General features: G+C 49.0%; 17 protein-coding genes. All 17 read left to right on the top strand.

Annotated elements, in window-relative coordinates; translation table 11 throughout:
• Positions 1-222 precede the first annotated feature (222 nt).
• The 17 genes from IEX62_RS14995 (at position 223) to glyS (ending at position 20,751) form a co-directional block, all read left to right on the top strand.
• Entirely contained in the window at positions 223-1,422 is a 1,200-nt protein-coding gene (locus IEX62_RS14995) for an exonuclease SbcCD subunit D (protein ID WP_188776344.1), read from the top strand.
• Positions 1,423-1,434: 12 nt separating this feature from the next.
• Positions 1,435-4,911 carry an AAA family ATPase gene (locus IEX62_RS15000; RefSeq protein WP_188776345.1) on the top strand — a complete coding sequence of 1,159 codons (3,477 nt, stop codon included), beginning with the start codon at positions 1,435-1,437 and terminating at the stop codon, positions 4,909-4,911.
• A 103-nt stretch (positions 4,912-5,014) separates the two neighbouring features.
• Positions 5,015-5,383, top strand: a complete 369-nt coding sequence (locus tag IEX62_RS15005) for a histidine triad nucleotide-binding protein (protein ID WP_188776346.1) — start codon at positions 5,015-5,017, stop codon at positions 5,381-5,383.
• A gap of 322 nt (positions 5,384-5,705) precedes the next feature.
• Positions 5,706-5,879 (top strand): 30S ribosomal protein S21, encoded by a 174-nt coding sequence (gene rpsU, locus IEX62_RS15010; RefSeq protein WP_005547957.1) that lies wholly within the window; start codon positions 5,706-5,708, stop codon positions 5,877-5,879.
• A 15-nt stretch (positions 5,880-5,894) separates the two neighbouring features.
• Positions 5,895-6,338, top strand: coding sequence for a GatB/YqeY domain-containing protein (locus tag IEX62_RS15015; protein ID WP_188776347.1), 444 nt, complete (start codon positions 5,895-5,897; stop codon positions 6,336-6,338).
• 343 nt (positions 6,339-6,681) lie between these two features.
• Positions 6,682-7,521, top strand: coding sequence for an NfeD family protein (locus IEX62_RS15020; RefSeq protein WP_188776348.1), 840 nt, complete (start codon positions 6,682-6,684; stop codon positions 7,519-7,521).
• A gap of 240 nt (positions 7,522-7,761) precedes the next feature.
• Positions 7,762-8,766, top strand: coding sequence for a flotillin-like protein FloA (gene floA, locus IEX62_RS15025; protein ID WP_188776349.1), 1,005 nt, complete (start codon positions 7,762-7,764; stop codon positions 8,764-8,766).
• Between the two features lie 12 nt (positions 8,767-8,778).
• Positions 8,779-9,444: a hypothetical protein gene (locus IEX62_RS15030; protein WP_188776350.1), complete on the top strand. Its 666-nt coding sequence runs from the start codon at positions 8,779-8,781 to the stop codon at positions 9,442-9,444.
• A gap of 182 nt (positions 9,445-9,626) precedes the next feature.
• Positions 9,627-10,598: a PhoH family protein gene (locus IEX62_RS15035; RefSeq protein WP_188776351.1), complete on the top strand. Its 972-nt coding sequence runs from the start codon at positions 9,627-9,629 to the stop codon at positions 10,596-10,598.
• A 65-nt stretch (positions 10,599-10,663) separates the two neighbouring features.
• Entirely contained in the window at positions 10,664-12,910 is a 2,247-nt protein-coding gene (locus tag IEX62_RS15040) for an HD family phosphohydrolase (RefSeq protein WP_188776352.1), read from the top strand.
• Positions 12,907-13,404 carry an rRNA maturation RNase YbeY gene (ybeY, locus tag IEX62_RS15045; protein WP_188776353.1) on the top strand — a complete coding sequence of 166 codons (498 nt, stop codon included), beginning with the start codon at positions 12,907-12,909 and terminating at the stop codon, positions 13,402-13,404. Before IEX62_RS15040 ends, ybeY begins: the two co-directional genes overlap by 4 nt.
• Complete coding sequence (locus IEX62_RS15050; RefSeq protein WP_188776354.1) at positions 13,404-13,781, top strand: diacylglycerol kinase family protein; 378 nt, start codon at positions 13,404-13,406, stop codon at positions 13,779-13,781. The genes ybeY and IEX62_RS15050 overlap by 1 nt, the downstream gene beginning before the upstream one ends.
• A 456-nt stretch (positions 13,782-14,237) precedes the next feature.
• Positions 14,238-14,648 (top strand): cytidine deaminase, encoded by a 411-nt coding sequence (gene cdd / locus IEX62_RS15055; protein WP_188776355.1) that lies wholly within the window; start codon positions 14,238-14,240, stop codon positions 14,646-14,648.
• Positions 14,649-14,721: 73 nt separating this feature from the next.
• A complete protein-coding gene (era, locus tag IEX62_RS15060; RefSeq protein ID WP_188776356.1) occupies positions 14,722-15,624 on the top strand; it encodes a GTPase Era in 903 nt (300 codons plus the stop codon).
• 394 nt (positions 15,625-16,018) lie between these two features.
• Positions 16,019-16,768 (top strand): DNA repair protein RecO, encoded by a 750-nt coding sequence (recO, locus tag IEX62_RS15065; RefSeq protein WP_188776357.1) that lies wholly within the window; start codon positions 16,019-16,021, stop codon positions 16,766-16,768.
• A gap of 1,026 nt (positions 16,769-17,794) precedes the next feature.
• A complete protein-coding gene (glyQ, locus tag IEX62_RS15070) occupies positions 17,795-18,673 on the top strand; it encodes a glycine--tRNA ligase subunit alpha (protein WP_188776358.1) in 879 nt (292 codons plus the stop codon).
• Positions 18,674-18,675: 2 nt separating this feature from the next.
• Entirely contained in the window at positions 18,676-20,751 is a 2,076-nt protein-coding gene (gene glyS, locus IEX62_RS15075) for a glycine--tRNA ligase subunit beta (RefSeq protein WP_188776359.1), read from the top strand.
• Positions 20,752-20,792 lie beyond the last annotated feature (41 nt).

Below are 20,792 nucleotides of genomic sequence, written 5' to 3' on the forward strand. Positions count from 1 at the left end.
ATGCTGAATAGTATAGAGTTCCCCATAGATCGATGCCCAGATGGATCGAGGTACTCTTTACATGCGGTTCGGCTGATCGTTAGTTCTGTGTTGTTCGTTATGATTGGCGACTGAATAAGCCCGATCTAGCGCAAAACAATACAGCGATAACTCCATATGCTCTATACAAAATAAGAACAGAAAATAATACACCGCAATTATGAAAGATAAAGGGGGAGTTCTGTGCGTATTTTACATACCGCAGACTGGCATTTTGGCAAAACGCTGGAAGGGCGTAGCCGGATGGAGGAGCAGGCAGCATTTGTTGATGAATTGGTACGGCTCGCAGATGAGCAGCAGGCGGATCTCATTTTAATGGCTGGCGATGTGTATGATTCAGTCAATCCTCCAGCGATAGCAGAGCAGCTTTTTTATGAAGCGACTGCACGATTAACGGAAAAGGGTAGACCGCTCATCGTTATTGCAGGTAACCACGATCAGCCCGAGCGAATTTCGTCCGCTTCTCCGCTCGTGCGTGGACGTGGGATTCATTTGCTTGGTGTGCCAGAAGCGGCAGGTCTGAATATCTATGTTCCACGTACAGAGGAGACGGCGATCATTGCGCCATTATCCTATCCGTCTGAAGCACGTTTGAATGAACTATTAACTGAGGAAAATGAAGAGAATGCGGTTCGCCGTGCCTATAGCGAGCGGGTTGGACGTCTGATGCGCCAGCTTGGCGCTGGCTTTCGTCAGGATACTGTAAATCTGGCGATGAGCCATATTTATGTACTCGGTGGTGTAGAGACCGATTCGGAGCGACCGATTCAGGTAGGCGGAGCGTATACAGTTGATCCGTCGGCACTGGATACAGGCGCGCAATATACGGCGCTCGGACACTTGCATCGCGCACAGGCGGTCAAAGGAAATGGCATGATCCGCTATAGTGGCTCGCCGCTTGCGTATAGCTTTTCCGAAGCAGGACAGGCGAAGTCGGTTACAATGCTGGATATCACGCCAGGACAGGCACCGCAAATGGAAGAGGTATTTCTGACGAGCGGAAGACCACTTGTCCGCTGGAAGGCGAAAAATGGACTGACTGAGGTATATCAGTGGCTGGAAGAGGGGCGTGATCCGAACGCCTTTATCGATCTGGAAATCTCGCTGGTTGAGGCGCTATCGATGAGCGATATTCAAACGCTTCGCAAAGCTTGCGGTGGCATCGTGAATATTCGTCCGGTATATGCGCAAATGGAAACACAGGAGCAGCTTAGTGAGCGAGCGCAATTGCCTGTACACGAGCTATTCCGTAAGTTTTATGAGCGTCAAACCGGCGGTGCTGTGCCTGAGGATCGGTTAATTGAGCTTTTTCTAGAACTGATCGACGGTGAGGACACGATTGCAGCCTCAGATTCGAGTGTACATCATGATTTTGAAGGATAAGGAAGTGCAGCCATGAAGCCCATAATGTTAAAGCTATCCGGTCTGCAAAGCTATCGTGAGCAGCAGGAGATTGATTTTACCGAGCTATGTGAAACGGGTCTGTTTGGTATTTTCGGACCGACAGGCAGCGGAAAATCAACGGTTCTGGACGCGATCACACTGGCGCTGTATGGCAAGGTGGAGCGTGCGCAGAACGGAACACAGGGGATATTGAACCATTCAGAGGACGCGGTATTTGTCTCGTTCTCATTTGAGCTATTATCCGATGCAGGGCCACAGAGGTATCGGGTGGAGCGTAGATTTAAACGTACAGGTGATCATACAGTCAGCAACAGCATGAGTCGTTTTATTTGCTGTGAGGCGGATGGCGATAAGGTGATCGCGGATAAGCTTGGCGATGTCACCCGCTGTGTAGAGGAATATATCGGACTGAAAATGGACGATTTTACCCGTGCAGTTGTATTGCCACAGGGGAAGTTCGCTGAATTTTTATCGCTTAAAGGCAGTGATCGCAGACAGATGCTGCAACGGCTATTCCATCTGGAGCGGTACGGTGATCGACTGATGCAGAAACTAAGCCAGCGTGTGAAGGAAACGGATCACCAGCTGGAGCGCTTCGCTTCGGAGCAAACCGGACTTGGCGATGCCTCCGCAGATGCGGTGAAGCAGGCGAAGGAGCATCTGTCAGAGGTCACACGAGAAGCAGAGCGTGTTCGTGCGCGCCTGCTCGAAATGAATACGCAGGTGGAGCAACTGGGCAAGGTACGCGAGCTACTGCGTGAGCGTGATCTATTGCATACACGTCAGGAACAGCTTCGTGAGCACGAGCCAGCGATTCGTCAGCTGGAGCAGCAACTTGCAGATGCGGAATCAGCACGTACATTATTGCCACTACTGGATGCGTGGCAGGAGGTTCAGGCACAATCATTAGAAGCCGAGCAAAGTATGAAGCAACTCCAGCTCCAGCTAGCGCAAACGGAGCAGATGTACAAAGATGCTGCCGCTGGGGAAGAAAAAGCACGTCTGGAGCTGGCAGCCCATGAGCCGCGTCTGGTGCTTCGTCTGGAGCAGCTTCAGCAAGCGCTGGAATTGCAGCAGCAATGTGCCGAGCTAGAGCAATCCCAGCGGCAGCTGCATGAACGGCTAGAGCATATTGCCGCAGAGCTGGTACAGATACAACAGCAGGCAGAGACAGAACAGCGTATGCTAGGCAAGGCAGAGCATCGACGAGCCGAGCTGGAGCAGCAACTCAAGGAATGCGAGGTGCGAAGCAGTGATCGGCAAAAGCTCCAGTATGCCCAACAACGACTCAGTACGCTGGATGGATTGCGTACACGTCAAGCTGAGCTGGAGCAGGAGTACCGCGATTATGGGGCTGTCCATGAGCGCCATAATAAACAGTGGGAAGTCTTACAGCAGCAGTCTGCCCAATTCGCCTTACAGGAGCAGGAGCTGTATCGTCAGGCGGTTAGTGCGCATGCTAGACAGCAGGAGCAAGATCGCCTGCTGATCGGGGCGCGTGAGCAATTGGAACAATTGGAGCAGCAATATCAGCAGGCATCTCGCGCCGCAGAATCTCATCGTCTGGCTGCCATTCTGGCTACTGATTTGCAGGATGGACAGCCATGCGCGGTCTGCGGATCGGTGCATCATCCACAGCCAGCTGCTGCTATAGAGGAAGAGGAATCAGAGTTTTCCGATCTGAATGGACAGTTAAATAAGCTCAATCCACTACGTCAGCAAGCGATGCAATATGGTGAGCGGATACGTAATCACGGCTATGAGCTGGAGCGTATGATTGCTGATTGGGAATGGCAGCATGGACAGGAGGAAGCTGTCGCTGGAATGGCTGCATCTCAGGACAGGTCGGGCAATCCGTCTATTGATCAAACTGTTAGCCTGGCTGCGCTTGTTTTAACTACAGCTGATCAACAGGAGCTGGAGACAAGCTTACCTATCGCAGAGACATGGTTGTCGCAATATGGCGTAGCTGTACAGCAATTAGAACAGCAGCTAGAGCAGATCCGTCAGCAGCTACGAGCATGGCGTCAGGAGCAACGTGAATGGACACAGCGACATACCGCTGTACAGGCTGAGCGTCAAAGTGCACTTCGACTATTGGAGCAAGCAACAGCGCGCCTGGAGGCTGGACAACATGCTGTACAAACAGCACTAAATGACTGGCAGCAGACCTTTGAAGGACTATCGGAGCAGGAAGCGCGTGAGCGTTTTGCTGAACTGGCGAAGCGTGATGAGCAGGCAGATACAATTCGTACTGGCTTGGAAAAGAGTGTGCCTTACATCGAGGAACGTAAGCGCCAATTGCAGGAATGCGATCAGAAGCTTCATGCGCTGGAGCGACAGCAGATTCAGGAGCGTACTCGCTTTGAAGGCGAGGAACGTTTATTACAGGAGAAGCGTAGCCGTCTGGAACAATGGATTAGTGAGCAATCCGCAGAGGAGCTACTACGGCAGTCACAGGCAGAGCTGGAGCATTATCGGGAGCAGTCTGCTCAATGGGCGGGCAAGCTTCGGGATGCACAGCAACAGCAGCAGCAGGCTTCGCAGACCTATGCGCTGGCAACACAAGCTGCGCAATCGCTGGCAACACAGTCCGAGCAAGCGCGTTCGCGCTGGCAGGGAGCACTGAATGACTCTCGCTTTGACGATGAGCAGCAGGTGACTGCGGCGCGCATGGATGAACAACAGCAAGCACAGGGCCGTCAGCGAATCGAGCAACACCGAGAACAGCAAAGTGAGCTAACTGTCCGATTACGCGAGCTAGATGCTAAGCTGGATGGACAGCAGGTATCGGAGGAAGACTGGCTTCAACTACAGCAGAGCTGGCAGGAAGCTAGACAGGCAGACGAAGCCGCGTTAGAGCTACGCGCTCGTGCCACGCGCGATGTGGAGGATCTGGAGCAACGTCATATTCGCTGGCTAGAGCTGGAGCGGCAACGTGAGCAGCTGGCGATCGAGGCAGGGCATTTATCGAAGCTACAAGCGAGTATGCGCGGGAACGCCTTTGTCGAATATATTGCGGAAGAGCAACTGATGCAGGTCAGCCTGGCTGCTTCAGAGCGCCTTCGTTTTCTGACCCGTCAGCGTTATTCGTTAGAGGTCGATTCAGGTGGCGGCTTTGTCATTTGTGATAATGGCAATGGTGGTATTCGCCGTCCTGTATCGACATTATCCGGTGGCGAGACGTTCCTTACCTCATTGTCGCTAGCACTTGCGCTGTCTGCACAAATTCAGCTACGTGGCAAATATCCGCTACAGTTCTTTTTCCTGGATGAAGGATTTGGTACACTGGACCCCGAACTTCTGGATACAGTAGTTACGTCGCTGGAGAAGCTGCACACCGACCGTCTTGCTGTCGGCATCATCAGTCACGTGCCAGAGCTGCGTATGCGCTTGCCGCGTAAGCTTGTGATTTTACCAGCAGAGCAAGCAGGTAAAGGCTCCCGCGTCGTATTGGAGAAAATGTAGCTGAACCGCCAGGTAGCCATACACAACCGATTCACTTTCATCATGTTACACTAATTATGATCTATTCATCTGTTCAAAGCCGTTACATGAAAGGGGAATTTCAATGTTTAAAGAGGATTGCTTATTTTGTAAAATCGTTGCAGGTACTATTCCGTGCAATAAAGTGTATGAGGACGAGCAGATTCTGGCGTTCCATGATATCGCTCCAGCTGCACCTGTACACGTATTAATTATTCCGAAAAAGCATATCGATTCGATGAATGAAGTAACTGCGGAGGATTTGCCACTGATCAGCGACATTCATCGTGTAGCGATAGAGCTTGCCAAGCAGCTTGGAGTCGCAGAATCCGGCTATCGCTTGATTAACAACTGTGGTCCAGATAGCGGACAGGCCGTACAGCATTTGCACTATCATCTGCTCGGTGGCGGCAAGCTTGGCGCACTAACGGGCATCTCCGATTCACATACTTGAGTAAATGATTCATTTTCAGACCGTCAATCAGTCATACACTGGGTATAATATAACTACGGAAAGCGCTGTGGCAGAAAGGAACTGGGAAAGATAGAGGGCATTTTGCAGCCGGATGAACAGAATAAGTACCCCGTTGCAGCAGACTCTAACAGATGGAAAAAGTACCCCAACCCAGCATTAGAGCCGTATTATGAGGACGTCCAGAAAAAAATGACTGGAAAAACCGTGATTTGGTTGACACTGGCTTCCGTTTTCACCTATAATGAAAGTTGATAAGCCGTGTTATTTTTCCGGACGGTCTGGTCGGAGGGAGGGAAAACTGGTGTCTGAAACGAAAGTTCGCAAAAACGAAACAATTGATGCAGCACTTCGTCGCTTCAAACGCTCCATCGCTAAAGATGGCGTTCTGGCTGAGGTGAAAAAACGCAAACATTATGAAAAGCCGAGCGTAAAGCGTAAGAAAAAATCTGAGGCTGCGCGCAAGAGAAAGTTTTAGGAGGATTTATCCGTTATGAGTCTTAGCGAACGATTGAACGAGGATATGAAGCAAGCTATGAGGGATAAGGACAAGTTCAAATTGTCCACGATCCGCATGGTACGTTCCACAATTCAAAATCAAGTGATTGATTTGAAGCGTGACCTGAACGATGAGGAAGTGCTTGATATTCTTAGCCGTGAGATCAAACAGCGCAAAGATGCCCTCCAAGAATTTGAAAAAGCAGGTCGTGACGACCTGACAACCAACCTTAGTGCGGAAATTGAGATCATTTCGCAGTATCTGCCTGCCCAGCTTTCTGAAGAAGAAATTAAAGTCATTGTACAGCAGACCATCCTGGAGACCGGTGCTTCTTCAAAAGCCGATATGGGAAAAGTAATGAGCGCCTTGATGCCTAAGGTCAAAGGTCGCGCAGACGGAAAAGTTGTGAACCAAGCGGTTCAACAGCTTCTGCAATAAACAAATTCAAAAGCTCCTTCTTTACTTTGTAAAGAAGGAGCTTTTTTCTTTCTACCGTAGCTTACTCTATTTTATCATTCTTAAACATCGAAACATCCAAATCTCCACACATTGTTTTAGGATATAAACAGTTGGGAAGGTTAACTTAAATGGAAGGATGCTAACGTGAACAAATATGCAAATGATTACATTTTTGTGAAACGTAACGAGGGTTAACCACGTATAATAAGTATAAGCAAGCCCTGTCTGTGCCATACCGTTTCGACGGGGACGGTCATGTTGTGCATGGATAGATAGTGCATAGGGTGCATCATTATGGCTGAAAAGAAGGGAGCAAAAACGAATGAATAGGATCATCGACGGCTTAAGACGTCATCGTCGTCAGTCGTTTGGGGCATCGATACTGTCCATGCTGCTGGTCATTGTTTCGTTTGTACTTTCTGCGGCTCCGGTACATGCAGCAGCGCAGGCTGCGGCGGCAGAGCCAGGATTGGCTTCACAGATCGCTGCTTTTCTGACGAATCCGATTGTATCCACGATTTTACTGTTTATCGGTATTGCAGGGATCGCGATTGAAATTCTCATTCCGGGCGTTATCGCACCGGGTGCGATTGGGATTATTGCATTTGGACTTTTTTTCTTTGGTAGCTACATTGCGGGTTATTCCGGTTCAGAAACATGGATTTTGTTCGCGGTTGGTCTGTTGCTACTCGTGCTAGAGGTATTTATCCCAAGCTTTGGCATACTGGGTGTACTCGGCGCAGCAAGCTTGATTGCCGCGGTGATACGAGCAGCCTACGATACGTCGGATGCTATTCTGTCACTCGGTATCGCTTTTGTCACAGCTGCGATCTTCGTAGGCTTTGTCGCTTATGCACTTCGCAAACGAGGCGTATGGAACCGTTTTATTTTGAACGATCAGCTCACCTCTGATGAAAGCTATATGGAGAACCTGCAACGTGAGCAGCTGCTCGGTCTGGAAGGTAAAAGCCTGACGCCACTTCGCCCATCCGGTACGGTCATCATAGAAGGACGTCATATCGATGTCGTCACACAGGGTGGATACATCGAACGCGATCGTCCGATTCGTATTATTCGTATCGATGGCAGTCGTATTATTGTGGATGAATTACCAGAGCAACTGGAAAATGTACACCCAGGTACAACCAAGCCTGTTAGCTAATGCGTTAGCGAATTTGGATGAGAGTATAGCCTTGTAGGCAAATACGATCCCGTCGTACGATCCGGCACTATCTTTTCAGCTAGCTGCGATGTACCGGAGAGAAGCAGATGGAGCAAAGCATGCACTGACTTTGCTACAGAACGTCATTCATCTGCTACTCTTACATAACTACAACGGTCGATAACAGCCCTGAAGCCGGCGGTTTGACCCATTTTATCGAATAGGAGCGTGATTTCTCTAATGGCATCACCTATCGTAAGTATTATTTTTATCGTCGTCGTCGCAATTATTGTTCTGAGTGTGTTTTTCAGCTTCTTCCCGCTAGCACTGTGGATTTCCGCAGTCGCTTCTGGTGTCCGAGTCGGTATCATTACGCTCGTAGCGATGCGTCTGCGTCGCGTTACACCTTCTCGAATCGTGAATCCGCAGATTAAAGCACACAAAGCCGGTCTGGGTTTGAACCTGAACCAGCTGGAAAGTCACTATCTGGCAGGTGGTAATGTAGACCGCGTTGTTAACGCATTGATCGCGGCACAGCGTGCCAATATTCCGCTTGAATTTGAACGAGCAGCTGCGATTGACCTTGCGGGTCGTGACGTATTGCAGGCGGTACAGATGAGTGTTAACCCGAAAGTGATCGAAACTCCGATCGTTGCTGCGGTAGCGAAGGATGGTATCGAGGTTCGTGTTAAAGCGCGTGTTACCGTTCGTGCCAACATTGATCGACTCGTCGGTGGTGCGGGTGAGGAAACGATTATTGCCCGTGTTGGTGAAGGTATCGTTACAACGGTTGGTTCCAGTGATTCTCATAAGCAGGTGTTGGAAAATCCTGATCTGATCTCCCGTACCGTATTGCAAAAAGGTCTTGATTCCGGTACAGCCTTCGAAATTCTGTCGATCGATATCGCGGACGTAGATGTAGGTAAAAACATCGGTGCGATGCTGCAAACCGAGCAGGCAGAAGCCGATAAGCGTATCGCTCAGGCAAAAGCTGAGGAACGCCGTGCAATGGCAGTAGCGCAGGAGCAGGAGATGAAGGCGAAGGTCATCGAAATGAGAGCGCGTGTCGTCGAATCCGAATCCGATGTACCGCTGGCGATGGCGGAAGCGTTGCGTAATGGACAGATGGGCGTAATGGATTATATGAACCTGAAAAATATTGAAGCCGATACGCAAATGAGAGGCTCACTTGGCAAGGCTAATGATCCGAATCAGGGTGGGAATGACCAGCAACCACTGAAGTAAGGATGTGTTTCTATGGTTGATTTTATATTAAGGAATCTGTACATTATCGTCATTATCGCCTTTGCTATTTTTACAGCGATCAGTAGCCGCTCTGGCAAAAATAAGTCGCGTAATCCTCGTCAGGGCATGCCGACATTTGGTGGGGGTCCGGATACACCAGGTAGACGTATTCCGGGTTCTACACAAACGACGCAGGAGCGAGAGGAAGAAGCGCAGCGTCGTTATCGTGAGGCACAGCGCGAATTTGATCAGGGGCAGATGGGCAGAGGACCGGAAGAAGGCAGCTCACGCGATACGATGTCACAGGAGGGCACCTATCGTAGTGAAGGGCCGAATACAGCGTCTGATAGCGCCGAAGGCTCACGGATGGAGCCCGCTGCTGCGGAGACCGAAATGGGGCGTACTGCGGATCAGTATCGTAATGAGATGCAGAAGCGTTTGGATCAATTAACGAGCGGGATGAATGATCGTCTGGGTCGAATGGATCTGTCGCCTACGCCGTCATCTTCATCTATTGAAGTTACGGGCAATACCTCTTCCTCTACTGAGCTTCGTCTTGACCCTGCTCAGGCAGCACAGGGTGTGTTGTGGGCAGAGATTTTAAGTCCGCCGCGTTCTCGCCATGCGGGCAGCTTTGGACGTAAGACGAGCCGCGAGGGGCAGTCTACAGAAACATAAAAGAATGTTAAGCGATATACCCTAAGCTGGGTATAGATATAGTGTGGATTTGAAGCCGGTCTTGCAAAGGACCGGTTTCTTTATCCATTAGCCAAAAAATTTTGCATGAGCTTCGATACAATGGTAAAGTTTATGAGAAGGTACGACGACTATTATTCTACAACTGAGGAGATTGAGGCTATTTGTCAGAGCAAACGCAAAGCATCAGAATTCCCTTGCAAAACGTGGAAGAAGGACTGGCCCTGTTCGGTCCACAGGATCAGTTTCTAAAAATTATTGAACGTGAGACCGAGGCGAAAATCGGCAGTCGTGAAGCCGAAATTGCCATTCAGGGTCCCGCTGCGGTCGTAGACCAGATGCAGCAGCTGTTCGAGGTGCTGCTTGAGCTGGTTCGCAAAGGCTATGTACTGACCGAACGGGATATTTTATATGCAATTGAGCTAGCCAAGGATATGAGAGCGGATCAACTGCTTGACTTATATAAAGGAGAAATCACCCAGACGTTTCGTGGTAAGCCGATTCGCGTGAAGACGATTGGACAGAAGTATTATGTGTCCACGATCCAGAAGCGCGATATCGTGTTCGGTATTGGCCCTGCCGGTACAGGTAAAACGTATCTGGCGGTTGTGCTTGCAGTAGCGGCGCTCAAGGAAGGCAAAGTGAAGCGTATTATCCTGACGCGTCCGGCTGTTGAAGCGGGTGAAAGTCTGGGCTTCCTGCCAGGGGACTTGCAGGAAAAGGTAGACCCTTATCTGCGCCCATTGTATGATGCGCTCTATGACGTCATGGGGCAGGAGCAGACCGTGAAGGCATTAGAACGCGGTTTGATCGAGATTGCACCGCTTGCGTATATGCGCGGACGCACACTTGATGATTCATTTATTATTTTGGATGAGGCGCAAAACACAACGCCTGAGCAAATGAAGATGTTTCTAACGCGTCTTGGCTTTGGTTCCAAAATGGTCATCACGGGTGACGTGACTCAAATTGACCTACCACGCGGCAAAAAATCCGGGCTGGTTGAAGCGAGACTGGTGCTGGACGGAATTGCGGAGATCGGTTTTGTTACCTTTGCCGAGCAGGACGTTGTGCGGCATTCACTGGTACAAAAAATTATCGTTGCTTATGACAAAGCATCGGAGAATCTGGAATAGCAGATGGTCAGTGGAAAGGCAGCAACCGCACATTTTGAATATTCAGAAGTGAGAGGACTGTAAGTATGACATCCAAGGAACCGTCCAAGATCAATTCATTCTATTCCAGGCTGGCAGGATGGAAAACTGGCCGCGGAACAAAATATATCCTATTTGCGCTATTGCTGGTTATTTTCTATGCCAGCTTAGCGCCTAATTTGTTGCCACAGCGCTTCGATATTCATGTCGGTGCAGCAACCGACAAGGACATTATCGCTCCGACGCAGCTTCCGAACAATAAGGCGACCTTGCAAGCACAGGAGGAAGCGGCAGAGCGTGTTGAAGCGGTGTATAAGATCGTTTCCATGCACCGGGATACCGTGATTGCCCAGATGCTGGAGCGAATCGAGTCACTGAATCAGGATGACCAGATATCGAGCGCGGACAAAGCGCAAATTTACAGCCAGGAAATTCCTGATCGGATTCGTAATTCGGTTGCTAATTTTATACGTAACCAGCGTGAGAGTGACAATTACTCCTCGCAGCTACTGGATGAAATGCAGCGTACGATTTCCAATCAGACGTATAGTATACCGGAAGAAACCTTTCTGAAAATCCCACGTCTGTCTAATGCAGATGTACAGCAGATCAGTCAGGTGGCGACATCGATTGTATCGCGTCTGATGAGTGATCAGATTGCCGATGCCCAATCCGCACGAGCGCGTGTAGCCGAATTGGTAAATACAAGCTCGCTAGAAAGCCGTACCGCACGCGAGGTGGCGCAGGAGCTCATTCGTGGCGTACTCACAGCGAATAAGTTCTATGATGAAGAAGCGACCAAGGCGGCAAAGGTTGAAGCGCGTGAAAATACACCTGTTGTCTATGTGCAGCAGGGTGAAGTGATCGTGCCAGCCGGTCAGGTCATTACGCAGGATATGTATACCCTGCTGGATGAGAATAATTTGCTTAAAAATGAAGTGAATTACTGGCCACAACTTGGCTTATTCATGCTGTCGTTTCTGCTTACACTGGGCGTGTATTTGTTTATTCGTCAATCGGCTCAGCGCGGTATGCAATATAATAATGCCCAGCTCCTTATGCTGATTTTGATCTTTGTGATTACTGTGCTGGCTTTTCATCTGGTACGTATTTTGCAAATTGGCAATTCGCCTTATTTTGGCTATCTTGTACCAGCAGCGCTCGGTGCGATGCTGATTACGCTATTGCTGGATATTCATCTCGCCTATGTATGCTCGATCATTTTGAGCGTGCTGGCAAGCGTGATTTTGAATATGCGTCAGGGCGAAATGTTTGACTATCAGTTTGGGTTGTTTACGCTGGTTGTATCGTTTGCAGCGATTCATTCGATTCATCGTGCAAGTCAGCGCTCGACCATTTTGAAGGCGGGCATTATGACATGTCTGTTTGGCGCGATTTGCGTGCTGACGCTGGTGCTGCTGCATGATAATGAATGGACGCGTATGACGGTACTGTATGCACTGGGCTTTACCTTTGTAGGTGGCTTGCTAACAACGGTGCTTGTGCTCGGGCTGATGCCATTTTTCGAGACGACCTTTGGTATTTTGTCGGCACTGAAGCTGATCGAGCTGTCCAATCCGAACCATCCATTACTGCGCAAGCTACTGATCGAAACGCCAGGTACGTATCATCATAGCGTGATGGTGGGTAACTTGTCCGAGGCTGCGGCGGAGGCGATTGGTGCGAATGGATTGCTGTGTCGAGTCGGTTCATATTATCATGATATCGGGAAGACCAAGCGACCAGGCTATTTTATTGAAAATCAAAACCATATGGAAAATCCACATGACAGCATCGATCCGAAGCTGAGTAAATCGATCATCATTGCCCATGCGCGCGATGGCGTGGAAATGCAAAAGGAATATAAGCTACCGAAGCCGATTCGAGATATCGCTGAGCAGCATCACGGTACAACATTCCTGTACTTCTTTTATCAAAAGGCGCTCAAGCAGGCAGAGGAGCAGGGCGTAGAGCCAGACTTCACCGAAGAGGATTTCCGTTATGCCGGGCCGAAGGCGCAGACGAAGGAAGCGGCTGTTGTCGGTATTGCAGATAGCGTTGAAGCGGCTGTACGCTCGCTCAAGCAGCCAACCGTGGAGCAGGTCGAAACGATGATCGAGAAGATTATCAAGGGTCGTCTGGATGATCATCAGTTCAATGACTGTGATCTGACGATGAAGGAGCTGGATGTGATTGCTCAAACGCTGAAAGAAGCGGTTATGGGGATTTTCCATTCACGTATCGAGTATCCGGAAGATGTGAAGAAGCCGGATGTAAAGGAGAACAAGGCATGAGTTTACAGCTCGCATGGGAAAATGAGCAAACAGAATATGAAATTACAGATAAGCTAATCGGTCTGCTGGAGCAGATTTTGCAGGAAGCCGGTAAGCAGGAAGGCGTAACCGAAGGTGAAGTTGCGCTGACTTTTGTAGACGATGAGGCGATCCATGAGCTGAATCTGGAATATCGTAATATCGACCGTCCTACCGATGTGCTGTCCTTTGCGATGAATGAATCGCTGGATGATGAGCCGCTGATTCATTATGGAGAAGGCGTTCCAGAGGCAGAAGGCGAGCCCGAAACAATGCTGGGTGATATTATCATTTCCATTCCGCGCGCCATTGTACAGAGTGAGGATTACGGACATTCGGTTGAGCGTGAGCTGGGCTTTCTGTTTGTGCATGGCTTCTTGCATTTACTCGGCTATGACCATCAGGACGAGGAGAGCGAAGCAGAAATGATGGGCAAGCAGGAGCAGGTATTGCAGCAGATCGGATTGACTCGCTAATGAAAAAGAGGACGTGGAGAGCCGTATTTTATTCCGCAACTGAAGGTGTGATTGCAACCTTCCGTACCGAGCGCAACTTTCGCGTTCATGTGCTAGCGACATTTGCCATCATTGCCGCCGCATGGTTTTTCCATGTAAGCGTGCTTGATTGGCTGCTGTTAACGCTTGCGATCGGCATGGTACTTGGTGCGGAGCTGATGAACACCGCCGTAGAGGCTGCCGTCGATCTCGTCTCTCCCGACTGGCATCCATTTGCCAAAAAAGCAAAAGACGCCGCCGCCGGAGCAGTCTTGATCGCATCGTTAACAGCCGCAGTCATTGGAATCATCATATTCTGGCAGCCCGTCCTGCAATGGCTAGCGACACTGTTCGGTTAGTAGCTAGCAGCTGACAACTGCTATGCAGCTTGCAAGTTACCGGTACCATGCGTATCGATAAGCGATTGATTCTACGATATACAGTATGCGAATAGATGAAATACGACTTCAACGCGTGCCATCTATAAAGCCCCTTGCCTTAGTCTATAGTACACTTCTTAAAATGCTCATTAGAAACCCTCTTGGGTTAACGAATAAGCATTTAAGGAAGTATATACTAAACTCAGGCAAGGGGCTTTTATAAGCTGAAATAATGATGTGCTTACCTCCTTATGCCTTCTTGGAATGATTATCTCTTACAGAAAGCATCTCCATAAACTCTTCAAATTCGAAATCTCCCGTAAACCCTGTCCGAATCCCCTCAAATGATGTAAAATAGAAGTAAACCCTTTTGGCGTCCGGCTGATCAAGCGAACGCCTTCATGCACCTATTCGATTGTGTACTGGAGGAACAACATGGAATCATCCCAATTGCTGCAAGAGGCGATTATTGCCCGTGCAAAAGCATATGTACCTTATTCCCATTTTTCCGTTGGAGCTGCGCTGCTGGATGAGGATGGCAACGTGCATCACGGATGTAATATTGAAAATGCAGGCTATTCTCCAAGTAACTGTGCAGAACGTACGGCGTTATTCAGCGCAATCGCACAGGGGCATCGTCCTGGCTCCTTCCGTATGCTAGCGGTTGTAGGGGATACCGATGAGCCGATTGCACCGTGCGGTGTATGCCGTCAGGTTATGGTAGAGCTGTGCACGCCAGATATGCCGGTATTGCTCGCCAATATGAAAGGCGATACACGCATGACGACTATTGCTGAGCTGCTTCCACACGCATTTGGACCGTGGAATTTAAGCGAACCTTCTTGATCGTTTTGGTTGAACGATATACTAATACAGGTATCTCTATCGCAATAGCAGATACCGATGAACGGAGTGTACTATGTCAAAAAAATCTTTTAAATCCGGTTTTGTCGCGATTGTCGGCCGTCCGAATGTAGGCAAGTCAACGCTAATGAACCAGGTGATCGGACAAAAGATCGCGATCATGTCCGATAAACCACAAACAACACGCAACAAAATTCATGGCGTCTATACGACAGACGACATGCAAATCGTATTCCTTGATACACCAGGCGTGCATAAGCGTCAATCCAAGCTGGGCGATTACATGAACCAGACGGCATTGAACACGTTGAATGAAGTGGAAGCAGCGCTGTTCCTGGTGGATGCAGCCGAAGGTCTGGGCGGCGGTGACCGTTTTATTATCGAGCATTTGAAAAAAGTCAAAACACCAGTATTCCTCGTATTGAACAAAATTGATCAGGTGAAGCCGGAAGATTTGCTGCCGCTGATCGATAAGTATCGTTCCCTGCACGAGTTTGCGGAGATCGTCCCAATCTCGGCTAAGCTGGGTAATAACGTCAATACCTTGCTGGAGCAGCTCGGTAAATATTTGCCAGCAGGTCCACAATACTATCCAGACGATCAGGTAACTGACCATCCAGAGCAATTCGTTTGTGCAGAGCTGATTCGTGAGAAAATTTTGCAAATGACACGTGAGGAGATTCCACACTCCATCGCCGTTACGATCGAAGATATGTACACGCAGGAAAATGGAGTTGTGAATATCTCAGCTGTCATTTTCGTAGAGCGTGATTCCCAGAAAGGGATCATTATCGGTAAACAGGGTGCCCTGCTGAAGGAAGTCGGCAAGCGTGCACGGATGGATATCCAGAACCTGCTCGGTTCCAAAACATTTTTGGAGCTATGGGTGAAGGTGAAAAAGGATTGGCGTAACCAGGATCGTGTGTTGAAAGACCTCGGCTTCCATAAGGACGCGTAAGCAAGGAAGAACGAACAGATAGTATAAAGAACGACAAGCGGATAAATACAGTCAAAAGTGATAAACAGACTGGATCTGCGATATTATCGCACCACGTACAATTGAACAAATTGCCATAACAAAAAGCTTCTTTTCTTATAGAAGCTACCGGAAGAGCCAGTAGCTGTTCATGTTATGCGATGGAAGGGAAACAGGGCATGTGATTGAAATGCCCTGTTTCTTTCGCTTAATTGGTACCTCGTTCATCTGTACCGAAGATAAGCCAGCATCATTTTTTTCAACAATAAGACAATCGCTCACGTATACGGCAAGCCATCTCATTTTAGAACGAATCGATCTCACACGATGGCGTGAACGACATACGATAGCGATCAACGAGATCGGAGGCTAGCGTGTGCTATACCGAGTGCAAGGAATCGTAATCCGCAGCATGGATTATGGTGAAGGCAATAAAATCATTACACTATGCACGGAGACGCACGGCAAGATTGCCGTGTTTGTTCGTGGAGCGAGAAAAGCTAAAAGTCGGCATGCTGCGCTGGTACAGCCTTTTACGTATGGCGAATTCAACTTTTTACGTAGCGGCACAAACATGGGCACGCTTAATCAGGGCGAAGTGATCGAATCCAACCACAAGCTACGTGAGGACATTATCCTTGCCGCTTATGGCGCCTATGGTTGCGAGCTAGTCGATAAAGCGTTACTTGATAACGAAACCGGACACTTCTGGTTTGATCAGCTCAAAGCCTATTTATCTTTTCTAAGCGAAGGACGAGACCCCGTCATCCTCACCGCTCTGTTCGAAATGAAAGTGCTACAAGCCGCAGGCTACGGCCCGCAGGTCGATGCGTGCATGTTCTCTGACGAGACCGAAGGCGATTTCTGGCTTAGCGTGCGTCTGGGCGGCATCCTATCCAAACGCGAACGCCGCCAGGACCCCGCAGCAATCGCACTTTCTCCAGGCGTACTGCGCCTACTGCGATTATTTGCCAGACTCGACATTCGCCGCCTCGGCAATATCGACGTACGCGAGGAAACAAGAGCCGAGATCAAGCAGATTATGAGTGCTTTCATGGAAGTACAACTTGGCTTAAAGTTAAAATCCCGACGCTTTTTGGAACAATTAGAGAAGTTCGAGATGTAATCAGTCGAAGGTAGTTGATTGTAGTTATATGATTCGTAGTCATATAATTCATAGTGATCGTAATGAGACTAGTATGTAATAGCAGTAACGAGATGTAGTACCTAGACCAGGTTAAAGATTAACTTTGTCCATGTACTGGCACGTCCATAATTCAGTAGTTGAAGCGAATTAAAGGTCGAAATGAATTCCAATCAAGGTACTGATATTCAGATAGCGATTTGCCTAAAGAAAAAAGGAACCTGTCTCTTCGCATTTTTCCCTATACAGGCATATGATGCTATAAATAATGCTGAAATTTTTCAATAACGCCCCATAATTTTGTCTGAGGTTCTGAGGTTCTGAGGTTCTGAGGTTCTGAGGTTCTGAGGTTCTGAGGTTCTGAGGTTCTGAGGTTCTGAGGTTCTGAGGTTCTGAGGTTCTGAGGTTCTGAGGTTCTGAGGTTCTATACGCAACTTATATGATGCGAGAAGCACAGAACGAAGGGAAGGAAATAAGGGGAAAGGACGATTTTGGAGGTGCGGGAATCTACATTAACAATCTAATCTAGTAGATTCCCGCACCTCCACTGAGTCCGTCCCCTTATTCCTTAACGAAGTGGTGTCTGCATCCCAACACAAGTTAGCGCAATAGACTGCTATCATCCAGCCGCCGTATTGACGAACGATGTCAATTCCGGTATGATCAATTCTATATTGTGGCGCTAATGGTGCCACACATGATGCATTGACCGGAAAAGTAAGCTAACGATATTCGTCCCAAGCGAATCAGGGATCGTGGGAGCCTGATGACGACCGATAGCCGAATGGCATCCGCGAGCATATGAGCTGAATACGGAAAAGTGGATGACATGCCCAGCATGTCTTCAAGTAGGGTGGAACCGCGGGAAATGAACCTCTCGTCCCTATGTCTGTGACCAGGCGTAGGAACGGGAGTTTTTTGCGTGCGTTGCAGATAAAGATGCCGTTTCAGCGTCACATTTGCCAACCCGGCACCTATAACGAAGATAATGGAAAAGGAGTAATGTCGATGAATTTCCAGCAAATGATTTTGACGCTGCAAAACTTCTGGGCTGCGCACAACTGTATTATTGTGCAGCCGTATGACACTGAAAAGGGTGCAGGTACAATGAACCCGATGACCTTCCTGCGCTCTATTGGCCCTGAGCCATGGCGTGTAGCTTATGTAGAGCCTTCCCGCCGTCCTTCTGATGGTCGTTATGGCGAGAACCCTAACCGTCTGTACCAGCATCATCAGTTTCAGGTGATTATCAAGCCGTCTCCAGATAATATCCAAGAGGTGTATTTGGAAAGTCTGCGTGCGCTTGGCATCGAACCGCTGGATCACGATATCCGTTTTGTTGAGGATAACTGGGAGAACCCGACACTCGGCTGTGCCGGTCTGGGCTGGGAAGTATGGCTGGACGGTATGGAAATTACGCAGTTTACGTATTTCCAGCAAGTCGGCGGAATCGAAACAAGTCCGGTATCCGTTGAGATTACGTACGGTATGGAGCGTTTAGCTTCTTACATTCAGGAGAAGGAAAATGTATTCGATCTGGAATGGGTAGAAGGCATAGCTTATGGTGATGTATTCCATCAGCCAGAGTTCGAGCATTCCACGTATACCTTTGAAGTATCCGATGTGTCCATGCTGCTAGGCCTGTTTAGCACCTATGAGCAGGAAGCTAAGCGTGCGATGGAATTAAATCTCGTATTCCCAGCATATGACTATGTACTGAAATGCTCGCATACCTTCAACCTGCTGGATGCACGCGGCGCGATCAGTGTCACCGAGCGTACAGGCTATATCACACGTGTCCGTAATCTGGCGCGTCAGATTGCTACGACATATCTGGAAAGCCGCGAGAAGCTTGGCTTCCCGATGCTCAAGAAGGGAGAGGTATAATCATGGCAAAGGATCTATTGCTTGAAATTGGTCTGGAAGAAGTGCCTGCTCGCTTTTTGCGCGCAGCAATGAACCAGCTGCTCGATAAAACGGTAAAATGGCTGGATGATTCACGTCTGGCACATGGCGATGCCAAAGTATTTGCCACTCCACGCCGATTGGCAGTATGGGTAAAAGATGTAGCCGAAAAGCAAGAAGACATCAACGAAGAAGTAAAAGGCCCTTCCCGCAAAATTGCACAGGACGAAACAGGCAACTGGAGCAAGGCTGCACTGGGCTTTGCACGCAGTCAGGGTGTGGACCCTGCTGACTTCACGTTCCGCGAAGTGGGCGGCGTTGAATACATTTATGCACAAAAGAGCAGCATCGGTGCAAGCACCGACAGTATTGTTGCGGATGCGCTGCACCAGATCATCACGTCCTTGACATTCCCGAAAAACATGCGCTGGGGCGATCATGATTTCCGCTTTGTACGTCCAATCCGCTGGATGGTCGCACTGTGGGGACATGAAGTGATTGACTTCGAAATTACTGGTGTGAAAACAGGCCGCACAACGCGTGGACATCGCTTCCTCGGTACGGACACTGAGATCGCTGAGCCAACGCTGTATATGGAAGCCCTGCGCGAGCAGCATGTTATCGCAGACGTAGAAGAGCGGCAGGCGATGATCAGCGCGCAAATCGCTCATCTGGCAGCCCAGAAAAACTGGCATATCGATGTGAAGGATGATCTGCTGGAGGAAGTATTGTTCCTCGTTGAGACACCGACGGTACTGTACGGTACGTTTGATCCAGCGTTCCTGAACATTCCACAGGATGTACTGATCACATCGATGCGTGAGCATCAGCGCTATTTCCCGGTGCTGGATAGCGAAGGGCAATTGCTTCCATTTTTCGTAACGGTACGTAACGGTAATGACCGCGCACTTGACGTGATTGCAAAAGGTAACGAAAAAGTATTACGCGCACGTCTGTCCGATGCGAAGTTCTTCTACGAAGAAGATCAGAAGCTGAAAATTGCAGACGCTGTAGCGAAGCTGGATAATATCGTTTTCCATGAGGAAATTGGTACGCTGGGTGAGAAGGTTCGCCGTGTACGTCAGATTGCTGATCAGCTGGGTGCTGCACTACAGGTATCTCCAGAGCAAGCCGCAACGATTAGCCGTACGGCTGATATTGCCAAGTTCGATCTGGTTACACAGATGGTGTACGAGTTCCCTGAATTGCAAGGTGTGATGGGTGAGGATTATGCACGTAAGGCTGGCGAGAGCGAAGAAGTGGCACGTGCTATTTTCGAGCATTATCAGCCTCGGTTCTCCGGCGATAGCGCACCTGCATCGCTGACAGGCTCGATCATTAGCATCGCTGAGAAGATCGATACGATCGTAGCCTGCTTCTCGATCGGAATTATTCCTACTGGCTCGCAAGACCCGTATGCATTGCGTCGTCAGGCAGCAGGTATCGTACAGATTCTGCTGGAGCGCGAGCTTCCGCTGACATTGGAGCAAATCTTTGACATTACCTTGAATATTCATGAAAATTTAAGGAATATGAAACGTTCTTCCGATATAATACGTATAGATTTAAATGAGTTCTTCGGTCTGCGTGTGAAAAAGCTGCTGTCCGAGACACTCCGCTATGACGTGGTTGACGCTGTCATTTCGGCAGGCTTTAGCCATATTGGTTCCGTTGTAGCGCGCGGTAATGACCTGATGAAGGCTGTACAAGAAGTCCCTGACTTCAAGCTGACTATCGAGTCATTTGAACGCGTATCAAATCTGGCGGCGAAGTCTGCAGGACATACCGTGGACGCTGCGCTCTTTAGTGAAGCAGGCGAACGCGATCTGTATGCAGCATGGGAATCCGTCACTAGCAATTACAATAGCTTAATGGATCATAACAAGACAGGTGAAGCACTGGCACTACTGGCAACACTTCGTCCGGCGATCACGGCGTTCTTTGATCATATTATGGTTATGGTCGATGATGAGGCTGTACGTGAGAACCGTCTTGCTTTGCTCGCGGCGATCGATCGCGACGTGAAGCGGTTTGCAGATTTTTCAAAGCTGGTTAAATAGACAATACAGGAGCATAAGCGCCTGTTGCACCAATTGAATTT

This window comes from Paenibacillus hunanensis (genome assembly GCF_014645615.1).
GTDB lineage: Bacteria > Bacillota > Bacilli > Paenibacillales > Paenibacillaceae > Saccharibacillus > Saccharibacillus hunanensis.

Coding starts and splice junctions, on each gene's coding strand:
- IEX62_RS15000 (WP_188776345.1), top strand. CDS start 1,435: ATGAAGCCCATAATGTTAAAGCTATCCGGTCTGCAAAGCTATCGTGAG.
- IEX62_RS15005 (WP_188776346.1), top strand. CDS start 5,015: ATGTTTAAAGAGGATTGCTTATTTTGTAAAATCGTTGCAGGTACTATT.
- IEX62_RS15015 (WP_188776347.1), top strand. CDS start 5,895: ATGAGTCTTAGCGAACGATTGAACGAGGATATGAAGCAAGCTATGAGG.
- IEX62_RS15020 (WP_188776348.1), top strand. CDS start 6,682: ATGAATAGGATCATCGACGGCTTAAGACGTCATCGTCGTCAGTCGTTT.
- floA (WP_188776349.1), top strand. CDS start 7,762: ATGGCATCACCTATCGTAAGTATTATTTTTATCGTCGTCGTCGCAATT.
- IEX62_RS15030 (WP_188776350.1), top strand. CDS start 8,779: ATGGTTGATTTTATATTAAGGAATCTGTACATTATCGTCATTATCGCC.
- IEX62_RS15040 (WP_188776352.1), top strand. CDS start 10,664: ATGACATCCAAGGAACCGTCCAAGATCAATTCATTCTATTCCAGGCTG.
- ybeY (WP_188776353.1), top strand. CDS start 12,907: ATGAGTTTACAGCTCGCATGGGAAAATGAGCAAACAGAATATGAAATT.
- IEX62_RS15050 (WP_188776354.1), top strand. CDS start 13,404: ATGAAAAAGAGGACGTGGAGAGCCGTATTTTATTCCGCAACTGAAGGT.
- cdd (WP_188776355.1), top strand. CDS start 14,238: ATGGAATCATCCCAATTGCTGCAAGAGGCGATTATTGCCCGTGCAAAA.
- era (WP_188776356.1), top strand. CDS start 14,722: ATGTCAAAAAAATCTTTTAAATCCGGTTTTGTCGCGATTGTCGGCCGT.
- glyQ (WP_188776358.1), top strand. CDS start 17,795: ATGAATTTCCAGCAAATGATTTTGACGCTGCAAAACTTCTGGGCTGCG.
- glyS (WP_188776359.1), top strand. CDS start 18,676: ATGGCAAAGGATCTATTGCTTGAAATTGGTCTGGAAGAAGTGCCTGCT.